This is a genomic window from Bacteroidota bacterium, assembly GCA_018692315.1.
In the GTDB taxonomy this organism is placed as follows: Bacteria; Bacteroidota; Bacteroidia; order Bacteroidales; family JABHKC01; genus JABHKC01.
This window is the reverse complement of sequence record JABHKC010000051.1, coordinates 1-10,142: the sequence shown is the minus strand read 5'-3', so window position 1 is coordinate 10,142 and position 10,142 is coordinate 1. Positions and strand designations below refer to the sequence as shown.

12 protein-coding genes and 1 pseudogene are annotated in these 10,142 nt (G+C 30.9%); 2 read left to right on the top strand and 11 right to left on the bottom strand.

All coding sequences use genetic code 11. The features are described 5' to 3' along the window. Window positions 1–98: 98 nt before the first annotated feature. The 8 genes and pseudogenes from HN894_04645 to HN894_04610 all read right to left on the bottom strand — a co-directional run bounded on the left by HN894_04645 (window position 99) and on the right by HN894_04610 (window position 6,892). Window positions 99–275, bottom strand: coding sequence for a hypothetical protein (locus HN894_04645; GenBank protein ID MBT7142605.1), 177 nt, complete (start codon window positions 273–275; stop codon window positions 99–101). Between the two features lie 103 nt (window positions 276–378). After that, window positions 379–867 (bottom strand): hypothetical protein, encoded by a 489-nt coding sequence (locus HN894_04640; protein MBT7142604.1) that lies wholly within the window; start codon window positions 865–867, stop codon window positions 379–381. Window positions 868–870: 3 nt separating this feature from the next. Continuing rightward, window positions 871–1,569: a DUF3800 domain-containing protein gene (locus HN894_04635; GenBank protein MBT7142603.1), complete on the bottom strand. Its 699-nt coding sequence runs from the start codon at window positions 1,567–1,569 to the stop codon at window positions 871–873. Window positions 1,570–1,713: 144 nt separating this feature from the next. Continuing rightward, entirely contained in the window at window positions 1,714–2,661 is a 948-nt protein-coding gene (locus HN894_04630; protein ID MBT7142602.1) for a hypothetical protein, read from the bottom strand. After that, window positions 2,639–3,325 carry a hypothetical protein gene (locus tag HN894_04625; GenBank protein MBT7142601.1) on the bottom strand — a complete coding sequence of 229 codons (687 nt, stop codon included), beginning with the start codon at window positions 3,323–3,325 and terminating at the stop codon, window positions 2,639–2,641. Before HN894_04625 ends, HN894_04630 begins: the two co-directional genes overlap by 23 nt. 4 nt (window positions 3,326–3,329) lie before the next feature. Beyond that, window positions 3,330–4,460: a restriction endonuclease subunit S gene (locus tag HN894_04620; protein MBT7142600.1), complete on the bottom strand. Its 1,131-nt coding sequence runs from the start codon at window positions 4,458–4,460 to the stop codon at window positions 3,330–3,332. Next, complete coding sequence (locus tag HN894_04615; protein ID MBT7142599.1) at window positions 4,453–5,349, bottom strand: DNA-binding protein; 897 nt, start codon at window positions 5,347–5,349, stop codon at window positions 4,453–4,455. The genes HN894_04620 and HN894_04615 overlap by 8 nt, the downstream gene beginning before the upstream one ends. Continuing rightward, a pseudogene (locus HN894_04610) lies at window positions 5,342–6,892 on the bottom strand (SAM-dependent DNA methyltransferase). Before HN894_04610 ends, HN894_04615 begins: the two are co-directional and overlap by 8 nt. A 545-nt stretch (window positions 6,893–7,437) precedes the next feature. On the opposite strand from HN894_04610, the gene HN894_04605 reads away from it, so the two are divergent. Beyond that, the gene (locus HN894_04605; protein ID MBT7142598.1) at window positions 7,438–7,641 is read left to right on the top strand and encodes a hypothetical protein; all 204 of its coding nucleotides are present in this window, start codon (window positions 7,438–7,440) and stop codon (window positions 7,639–7,641) included. Window positions 7,642–7,807: 166 nt separating this feature from the next. Here the strand turns inward: HN894_04605 and HN894_04600 are convergent, their stop codons facing one another. The 3 genes from HN894_04600 to HN894_04590 all read right to left on the bottom strand — a co-directional run bounded on the left by HN894_04600 (window position 7,808) and on the right by HN894_04590 (window position 9,474). Then, window positions 7,808–8,227: a hypothetical protein gene (locus HN894_04600; GenBank protein ID MBT7142597.1), complete on the bottom strand. Its 420-nt coding sequence runs from the start codon at window positions 8,225–8,227 to the stop codon at window positions 7,808–7,810. A 203-nt stretch (window positions 8,228–8,430) separates the two neighbouring features. Beyond that, window positions 8,431–8,748: a cupin domain-containing protein gene (locus HN894_04595; GenBank protein ID MBT7142596.1), complete on the bottom strand. Its 318-nt coding sequence runs from the start codon at window positions 8,746–8,748 to the stop codon at window positions 8,431–8,433. 159 nt (window positions 8,749–8,907) lie between these two features. Continuing rightward, window positions 8,908–9,474 carry a hypothetical protein gene (locus HN894_04590; GenBank protein MBT7142595.1) on the bottom strand — a complete coding sequence of 189 codons (567 nt, stop codon included), beginning with the start codon at window positions 9,472–9,474 and terminating at the stop codon, window positions 8,908–8,910. 227 nt (window positions 9,475–9,701) lie between these two features. Between HN894_04590 and HN894_04585 the strand changes: the two genes are divergently transcribed. Beyond that, complete coding sequence (locus HN894_04585) at window positions 9,702–9,878, top strand: hypothetical protein (GenBank protein MBT7142594.1); 177 nt, start codon at window positions 9,702–9,704, stop codon at window positions 9,876–9,878. Window positions 9,879–10,142 lie beyond the last annotated feature (264 nt).

Genomic DNA, 10,142 nt, shown 5'->3' with positions numbered 1-10,142 from the left:
AGACTTTCACTCTCTGGAAATATTTAATGCCTACCCAAATTGAATATCAATTTTTATTTTCAAAAAATAATTTGTATTTTTCAAATTTTTCTTGAACATCAAGGTGGGTGTCCGCATACGCTTATGCTGGGCACACACAAAACATCTTCGTAAGAATTTCGCTCTGGTCTATCGCCATCATATGCAATATCAGGTGCATAAATGTATTGGTAGCCTAAACGTTCCAATAATTCAATGGCAAATTGTTCTATGGTATTTTCTGTTATTTGTAGCATTAAATTGTTAAATTTACATTAAAACTTTGATATTTAAATAATGTGCCATATATTTGTATCATCTCAATGACCATGTGTCAAAGGAGAAAAGAAGCCGCTCTAATCAAGCGGTTTCGGTTTTTATATACAATTCATACTCTTTTATTAATCTCCTGATTTTGTTGTTATGTTCTATGTAATATGCTGTCCAAGGTAATATGTAATTTTTTCTATCTTCCAGAACTACAATATACTTTTCTTCTTCGTGCAATATCAGTATCCGCTCTTTATTTCTCCGTTTATTTCTCCATACTTTTAATTCTGAGTGTTCGGAATTGTCAATCATAGGGCGAGGAAATGCAATACGTTCCATTCGTCTTAAATTGGGCTTTCGGTCACATTCAATATTGCCCTCATGCGTAAAATGATAAAAAGTGTACTCCTTGCCTTCAATATATGGATGTGCTTTTAATCGTAACTGTTTTCCTTTATATATAGGTTTTGTGTTAACAAAATCTGATTTAAATATATCGTAAACCGCTTCGTAAAATGAAGGAAAATTGCCTTCAAATTCTTCCAGAGTTATTATTTCAGGTAAATTTAAAACTTCCATATACTAACTATTACAAGATTTCCATATAAATATATTAGTTTTTTCTTCACGGTAGAGGGTAGATTGTTTCAGATTGTAACCCGACCGGTTTTGCATACGTTCAATAATTGCTAATTTAGCTGAATTGCTTTGCAATCCTCTGTGTAAATATCCAACTGCACCTATTAGTAAATCAGCTATTGGCAATAATTCTACTTCGTGTGATCTTATTTGCTGGATATTTTTAACAATAAGTTGGTTGAAATCGTAATGATTGTTTCTCAATACTTCTGTTAACTTGTTTACTTTTTCCTGACTGCGAGTATCTTTTATGTCAATAAAAATATTGTATGCATGAGTTGGGTTGAGAATTACTTTTAATAAATCAAAATACATTTTATAGTAAAACTCATCATGAGACTGATTAAATTTAGTGTGGTCGAGAAGACTTTTATCAGGAACTACCAGTGCCCGAAAATGTAAGTCGTCTGTATCAAAAAAATAATCGACTAAACCTAAATAAAAATCCTGTTTGGCTGGAGAAACTTTGTGCCATTTTACCTCAAAATTTTCGGGCAGCCCATTAAATGTTTTGATTTCTCTCAGACGTTTAAAAATTTTTCGCTTTTTTTCTTTTGGACACCAAACTGCACCCAACACCATAACTTTACTATTATCATTTTCTAAATGGCAACTTTCATCACAATATATGTTGTATTCCATAGACTTAGTTTAATTTTATTTTACTCGTACTTCGCCACTCATAAATTTTAGTAATAATGTAACCAATATTTTTTCTTATAGCCCATATACTCCAATAATTCTTTGCTAATCTCTTCTATTGTATTTTCGGTTATTCTTGTCATTTTATTTTGTGCAAAATTCCTCAATTACTTCATTTATTTCTGTATATTGTTTTACTTCAACTTCAGAAGTTTCAAAATCAATAACTATATGCCCCAATGAGGTCTTAACTCCATATTTTCCCAAAAAGTTCTCACCTGTGCAATAATCTTCTGAACGATATCTACTATCTACATCGCTTCTATTTTCATTAGATTCGACACTCCTTACTTTCTCTGAAATAATATTTAGGCGTGTTTTATTTCCTTTAATAGTTTCAAAAAAAACTGTAGAAAAAGATGTTTGCAATCCGTGATGTGGAGCGATTAAATAATCAATACCATTGTTTGAAAGAAGCTTTTTAAAATTACGGTTATTATTTATTAAATGTTTCATTCCCTCCTTTAATAAATCACCTGGGAATAAGGCTGTTTTATTATTATAACTAACAAATAATGTTAAGCTAATATTATTTGCATAAGCAACTTCTAAATCTTTTCCATCTTCACAATTTAATGGTCTAATATAATTTAACTCAATATTATTAATTTTTGATTGTATAGGTCTATCTTCATGTAAAGGATATCTAACCTTCATATCTGACAGTATTTTCTTTTTTAAATCAGTTAATTCACCAATCTTATTTCTATTAATTTTAAAAATATTGCGCTGTTTTGAATTATCATTCGGACAAGTCATGAATTGTGGAAAAAAATATTCAGAAAATTTTTCATAATCTGCAGTATGATCTTTATCTAAGTGACTAAGAAATAATTGATCAATGTGATATTTTCCCTTACCAATAGTTGCTGTACTTTTTGATAATCTTTCTTTATCAAATAATGGTTTTAAAAAGTCTAAAACTGGAGAAAAATCCTCCTTTTTTCCTAAATCAATAACAAATCTTTGGCTATCAAAATCCCCATAGGCAGACAATGCTCCTCCAACATTAAATATTACTATTTTTTTCATTAAATTTTAGTTTTAAATTCAATAAAACAACTTTAAAAACTAATCCCCTTGCATAACCTCTGCATCTCCATAAAAAAATCCAGAAAAGTAAAGCACAAATTAGACCTATTAAAACATTTGACTCTATAAAGAAACATATTCCTAGAATCAAAAACACAATCACAATTACTCGAACAAATAAGTATCCCCGATTTGATGTTTTTACTTCTTCATTTTCACTAACATTAGAATATAGCCTCCAAAAAATACTTTGAGAGACTGCATTATCTTCTTTATTTATTTTCCAGAATTTTAAAAATGGCAAATCACAATAATAAATACTAAAAATATTTGATTGTTCTTTAGTTAGTTTCAAATAATCAAGCAATTCAATTCTTATGTTTTTATTCTTTAAAACAGGATTATTCGCATATAAGAATACTTCTGAAGGTCTTCTAAGTTTAAAGAATATATCTACTAGTTTTTCTAATTGATGGGCTAATGTTTGGAGAATTTCTCCTGTTATAAATGCAATACAAAAAAAAACAAATGTGTATAAAAAATCAAAGTTTTTTGATAACTCAAATGGGAAATCTTGACCATACAAATAATATAATATTGCTAAAAAAAAGCCCCCAGGTAACACCTTAATAATAATGTCTTCTAATGAAAATTTTCCTAACATATTTCTATTTTTTAAATTTCATTTCCCCACTCATCAACTTCGGCAATAAAGTATCCCGCATTTTTTCAAGTGTGTTAATTTGGCTATTATTTGTCTTTATTTTTTGATAACACGGAGTTACAGTATTTTCAAAATATTCTAAATCCTCATCAAAAGGAATTTGCAATGGCATATTATTAAGAACTTGAGTTGTCATACTCGGAACAGCTGACCCCACATTCATTGAAGCTAAGTCCTTTTCCTTAACAAAATGATATATGAATTTTGCAAGATTAGGTTTCTTCATAATTGTGTAAAACATAGTATCAACAGTCCAAAAAGGCTCATTTATATATGTTACATTATTTAATGTTCCCTTCCTAGGAATTAGTACAGACTCATCCTCAAAAAGTGCTTTTTCTGCGTATCGCATTATTCCACCTGAACCATAAACAGGAATATTTCCATCTAAAAGTTTTTTATGGTCTTTACCGTATTTTACATCAACTAAATTCTCTAAAACACCTTCCTCCCAATCCTCCTTAGCTTCTTCCACAAACCACTGTCTAAAAAGGGTTTCTGCCATTTGTTCCAGTGTTTTATTTTGGCGGTGGAGCAGGTCTATTTTGTCGTCTAAACTGGAAAGGACTTTGGCTATGGCTTTTTGTTCGGGGAGTTGGGGATAAGAAATAGGAATTGTTTTTAAAATCCCTGTATTAATTGATGGCATAGTAGCGCCAACAGAAATGTTTAAGATGTATTCTCTGAATTTTTTCTGTTGAAAGAAATATGATAAAAAACGTGAGTTGATTTCATTCTTTGGACGAACACGGAGCATTCTTGAAGAAAACATCCATCCATTTTGATGTTTGTTCACATATGCACTTATATCAACCGAGCCTACTCTTGTAAAGAGTATATCACCCTCTTTCATCAAGTATTTGTTCAATCTCTGTTTGTCATCATCAGTTATGCTCGGATATTTAAAATCTTTAATTCTGAAATCCTGAATATGTTCTACAGTTACAACAGGTGTCCCTCCTGTAATGTATTGTTCATTTTTAAGCTGACTACCAAAAGGTCCAGTTTGCACCTCTGCTATTTGACATAATTCTATTTCTTTCCAAGGTAATTGAGCCTGTCGAAATTCACTCATCACCACCTCCATTTTTCGTTTCGCCTCCGCTCAACGACCGGAGGTTAGCAATCATCTCCATAGCTTCCATTTCCATTTTAGAGAAAGCAAACCATTTTTTACCCAAATCTTTTAGACTTGCTCCAAAGTGGTAAACAGTGGTTTTGTCAATTATTAAAAAGCGGTCGTGGGCTTTGGTAAATTTCTTTATTTGAATCTTTGGGTGTTGTTTGTTGTGCTTTTCTAAATCTTGTTTTAGAATTTTTGTAATGTTTTTGGTGTAAATATTTACAGATACATTTTGTTTGCGTTTGGTAAAAACTTGTAAAACAGATTCATCAATATAATTATCAATTAAGAGAATAGATTGTTTGGCTGATTTTATAAGGTCGGCGACAAACACATAGGCATCAAAAACTTGTCCATCGTAGAAAATTCCTTGCTTTGGTGGTAAGTTTGTATTTATTTGCAAATCAATAACATCAACTTTTTTCACAAGGGAATTAACGCTTTCTTCAATTCGGTTCATCCGTTTGTTTAATGAATATCCTTTTAGCAAATAATCTTTTAGTACTTTGTTTGCCCAAATTCTAAATTGTGTACCACGTATAGAGTTTACCCTGTACCCAATTGAAATAATCATATCCAGATTGTAGTGAATTAAATCTCTTGAAACCGTTCTGTTGCCCTCTTTTTGAACTGTTCGGATTTTCCGAACAGTTGGATTTTCTTCAAGTTCATTAGTTTGAAAAATATGCTTTATGTGTTCGCTTATATTTGCTTTACTACTATCAAAAAGAGTTACAATTTGTACCTGCGTCAGCCATATAGTATCTTCTTCAACTCTAACTTCCAGTTTGGTTGATAAATCATCGGGTTGATATAATATTATTTCATTTTTATTACTCATCTTTCAGTTCAATTTTAGCAAGGTTTTCTTCAATACGTTCGTTTAAAGTGGCTTCCTCTTTAAGTTGTTCTTCAAACTCTACTTTTAAACTGGTAAATCGTTCATTAAAATCAAAGTCGTCTTCCTAGTCAGCCAAACCAACATATCGCCCGGGAGTTAAAACATAATCCAATTCTTTTACTCGCTCAATACTTGCAGCATTGCAAAAACCTTTTACATCTTCGTAATCACTATTCGGGTTTCGCCAGTTGTGATATGTGTTGGCAATAAGTTGAATATCTTCATTTGAAAGTTCACGAGTTCTGCGATTTATCAGATGTCCCATGTTTCTGGCGTCTATGAAAAGTATCTCTTTGCTTCGATCTCTGAATTTTCCGTTGCTTCGGTTACGACTCATAAACCATAAGGAAGCAGGAATTTGAGTATTTAAAAACAGTTTGGCCGGAAGATTAACAATACAATCAACCAATCCTTCTTCAATTAAGTTTTTTCTAATATCTCCTTCGCCAGAAGTTTTAGAAGTTAAAGAGCCTTTTGCCAAAACAAAACCAGCTTGTCCGCTTGGTGCAAGATGATACATAAAATGTTGTATCCACGCATAATTGGCGTTTCCAGTTGGTGGCGCCCCATATTGCCAGCGTCCATCTTTGCGTAGTAAATTACCACTCCAATCGCTAACATTAAATGGAGGATTTGCAATTATGTAATCTGTTTTCAGGTCTTTGTGTGCATTGTTTAAAAATGAGCCTTCGTTGTTCCATTTTACTTGTGAACTGTCAATTCCACGAATAGCGAGATTCATTTTTGCAAGTCGCCAGGTTGTTTGGTTGCTTTCCTGTCCGTAGATAGAAATGTCATTTATCTTTCCTTTGTGTTCTTCTACAAACTTTTCTGATTGTACAAACATTCCACCAGAACCACAGCAAGGATCAAAAACTCGTCCTTTGTATGGCTCCAGCATTTCAACCAATAATTCTACAACACTTCTTGGTGTGTAGAACTGTCCTCCCTTCTTGCCTTCAGCAAGTGCAAATTCTCCCAAGAAATATTCGAAAACGTGACCGAGAATATCGGCACTTCTCGATTTGGCATCGCCCAAAGCAATGTTTCCAATCATATCAATAAGTTCTCCTAAACTTGTTGGGTCAAGATTTTGTCTTGCATATACTTTTGGTAAAACGCCTTTCAAAGATGGATTTTTACGTTCAATAGCATCCATCGATTCATCAACAGTTTTTCCAATAGTTGTTTGTTTAGCATGGCTTTGCAAAAAACTCCATCTAGCACTAGGAGGTACAAAGAATACATTTTCAGCTTTATATTCGTCTTTGTCTTCGGGGTCGGCACCAGCATATTCACCCTCTCCTGTTTTTAGTTTTTCAAAGAGTTCTTCGAAAGCATCAGAGATGTATTTTAGAAATATCAGTCCAAGAACAATATGTTTGTATTCTGCTGCATCAATGTTTTTTCTCAATTTGTCAGCCGATTTCCAAAGTTGTTTTTCTAAAGATTCGCCTGTTCCGATTTTGTTCTTTTTTGCCATACATTATAATTTCTATTATTTGTATCCTGCTTAAGCTTTCAATAAGACATACAAATATACTTGTTTTTTGCAGTTTCTATTAAAGTTGCGGATAAAAAATTAGTATGATTTTTCAATTTTAATGTTTTCTAATTCATCTTTTTTTAGTGAATACAATATTTTCCTTGTTTCAGGGGTTTTGCAACACACATTTGGTACTTTTACAATCTCCATCACTACCTACACATAGATTTTAAAGACCCAAATCTTTTCGGCACACAATGCAAAACTTATCCTTTTCGAATTTGATAAGTTTTCCTTTTTAATTTAGGGGACTTCTATAAATTAACAAGTTAAAATATAAGCAGTTACATCTATATTATTGAGCATCATTATTGTTAATAACTTACTTATTTAAGACGCTGATAATCTGTACATTAAAAAACTCATCAACATTATGATAAGTCCTTTATATTCAGGATATTAAAATGTTCCATATGGAACATAAATAATTGAATATCAGCAGAAATAGTAGTATTTTTATTTTGATATTAAAATTTACAATTATGGCTATTCAGAAATATAAGACAACAGGAAATAGAGGAATATTTGATGAACAAGAAACCTATCAAAACCTATGCAATATTGGAAATCCCTTAGAAAGAATAAGTGATATTCTTGATTTTGAGATGTTTAGAGGCCTGCTTGAATCAAAACTTCTAAATAAAATCAATTTTAAAAATATTGCTATAAAATTACAAAATAATTAGACTCCCAGGCTAATTTTTTAAAAAAATGTAATATTTCAGTTTAGATAATAGAGTAGTTTGGAAAGTTTGCTTAGCGTAGGGAATTAGATAATGAATAAGCCAGCTTATTGCTGGCTTTTTTTAGTACTATATGCAAAATACAGTATATTTTTTGTAGTGTAAAGTTTTATTTTTTTTCAGGATTATATTTCCAAAATGGTAATATCTTTTCAAAAATCTGTTTATCAAAAAATACTGCTAAAATTACACCAATTCCATACATTAAAATATCTGCCAAATCGAATGTTACGCCAAATAAATATAAACCAAACAATTGCATAATTTCACTAAACGTCATAACACAAAAGACTATTAGAGCTTTAATAAACCATTTTCGAAGAAATTGTAACTGAATTTCATTCATACAAAGTAAAAAATATGCTCCAAAAGGAATCATTAAATCACCAGCATAACTCTGATAATAGATGTACAAATTTCCATTCAGAATGTTTCCAATTCTAAATCCAAATATTGAAGCAATAATCAGCATCACAAATATTCCAACTAATTTTCGAATTCTATGATTTCGTTTTAATACATCATCCATTTTTCTTTTTCATATTATCTTTCATTTCAGCCCTGCATAATCCAATCTAAATTTTGCACCTTTCACATAACTTACATTAAATCAATCACAAACGTAAAAATAGCAAATTAAATGAATAAAATGAGAATTGAATTGGGATTTTAGGATGGAGTGTAATTTAAGTGAAGTTTGGAAACTTAGCTTAGCGGGGGCAACGTTTTTCATTATTTGTAATCTTCTCTTGGTGGAGTAAAAACATCAATAACTTCTCCTGATTCAATCACTTCAACACTATGTTCTATGTTTTCATCAATTACGTATGAATCTCCAGATGTTAGAATTTGGTCATTGTTCTTAAATTGAATTCTTATCTTTCCTGATATTATATAACCTGCTTGTTCGTTTGGATGTTTGTGAAATGGAATACTATCACCATTTTTATAATTCATTTTGGTAATCATTGATTTTTTTCCACTCGATAGAAGTTCAAAATCAACTCCTTTGAAGGTTCTCTTTTTACAGTTTTCTTTTGTAGTAATCATTTTTCTTATTTTAAATGCCACACATCATATAAATATATGCAACAAACATATAACTATCTTAAAATCAATAATAAATGTAATAATGGAAAGTTTTGGAATTTCGCTCACCGTGTGGAAATTACCTGCCACAAGTTACAAACTTGCGGCAGTTGAGGGGAATTAATCTATTCCAAAACAGGAAATCTTTTGTTTTTGTTTATAATTTTGGCCAGCTTCAATAACCACTAAAAGTGCATATTCTCCAGACTCTAGCCCATTTGGAATACTAATTTCGTATAATCCCTGTTTAATTTTCTTTACCGAAAACTCTTTTTGATTTTCGCTAACATCTCTTGATTTGCCTAATGCTGATGTACTAGTACTTTTAAATCTTCTTTTACCCTTCTTTTTTTTCTTGGTTTCCTCACTTACTATGACAATAACCTCTGCGGGATCAGTGTCGCCATCAAGTTTAATATAAAAAACCGGAATGTTCTCTTTGCTGAATCGTACTGGAGAAGGTGTACTGAAAACCTTATAAAATGTCTCAGTTCCTCCGTAACCCATTCCTTTCATTTTTATATCGAGGCTAGCATCTACTCTTTCTAAACTTTCAAGTTTACCATCCTTTAAAAAATAAGGTTTTTTACTAAATTCCGGTTCAGGAATACTTTCTTGTGCAATACCAACTTTTTGCATAAAGATACCAACAAAAAGGATCATTAAAAACCAGCTTAATTTTTTCATAACATTTTGAATTTTTTGATTCCTACTCTTAACGATTTTCAGTAACTCGTCCTGTTCTTTTATTTTAAATGGTTTCACAAGAATATCTTATTCCATTTTTTTTGTGGGAGATTAGCCCTTATTAACCATTGCTTTATTTGCTGATTGTACTTAACTTATGAATACATGTACTCAACATATAACTATCTTTAAATCAATTTTAAACGTAAAGGTAACAAATTTAATGAATGAAATGGAAATTGTTTTGGGATTTTGTGGGTGCAATATTAGTTTTATCAAATATTATAGTCCCGATGAATATTATTATTGCAAATGATTCAATCGTGAAAATAATTAGAGGAGCAATTGATAGATATACAAAGTTTAAGGTTCAAAAGAGTTGTTTAGATCCATTGTCAAAATGAGACAAACGGTGAAACCTATAAAAAAAAAGAATAAAGGAAACTTCTAAAAATAGCAAATTTCAAGGCGTAAGAGATTTTAATACCGCAGTTTATCATTGTAAATGAGGATTTTAAAATTTTGAAACAACGAATAAATTTGCATTTTAGCCTGCATAATTCACAAAAACAAGCAAAATGATGTTAATATTCTGTAATACAGATAAATGCAAGCTTTGATAAAAAACATTAATTTTTTAAATAAAAATGGAGTTCATGTATATTTTT

Coding starts and splice junctions, on each gene's coding strand:
- HN894_04620 (MBT7142600.1), bottom strand. CDS start 4,460: ATGAGTGAATTTCGACAGGCTCAATTACCTTGGAAAGAAATAGAATTA.
- HN894_04645 (MBT7142605.1), bottom strand. CDS start 275: ATGCTACAAATAACAGAAAATACCATAGAACAATTTGCCATTGAATTA.
- HN894_04630 (MBT7142602.1), bottom strand. CDS start 2,661: ATGAAAAAAATAGTAATATTTAATGTTGGAGGAGCATTGTCTGCCTAT.
- HN894_04640 (MBT7142604.1), bottom strand. CDS start 867: ATGGAAGTTTTAAATTTACCTGAAATAATAACTCTGGAAGAATTTGAA.
- HN894_04600 (MBT7142597.1), bottom strand. CDS start 8,227: ATGGATGATGTATTAAAACGAAATCATAGAATTCGAAAATTAGTTGGA.
- HN894_04615 (MBT7142599.1), bottom strand. CDS start 5,349: ATGAGTAATAAAAATGAAATAATATTATATCAACCCGATGATTTATCA.
- HN894_04585 (MBT7142594.1), top strand. CDS start 9,702: ATGAAATGGAAATTGTTTTGGGATTTTGTGGGTGCAATATTAGTTTTA.
- HN894_04590 (MBT7142595.1), bottom strand. CDS start 9,474: ATGAAAAAATTAAGCTGGTTTTTAATGATCCTTTTTGTTGGTATCTTT.
- HN894_04625 (MBT7142601.1), bottom strand. CDS start 3,325: ATGTTAGGAAAATTTTCATTAGAAGACATTATTATTAAGGTGTTACCT.
- HN894_04595 (MBT7142596.1), bottom strand. CDS start 8,748: ATGATTACTACAAAAGAAAACTGTAAAAAGAGAACCTTCAAAGGAGTT.
- HN894_04635 (MBT7142603.1), bottom strand. CDS start 1,569: ATGGAATACAACATATATTGTGATGAAAGTTGCCATTTAGAAAATGAT.
- HN894_04605 (MBT7142598.1), top strand. CDS start 7,438: ATGGCTATTCAGAAATATAAGACAACAGGAAATAGAGGAATATTTGAT.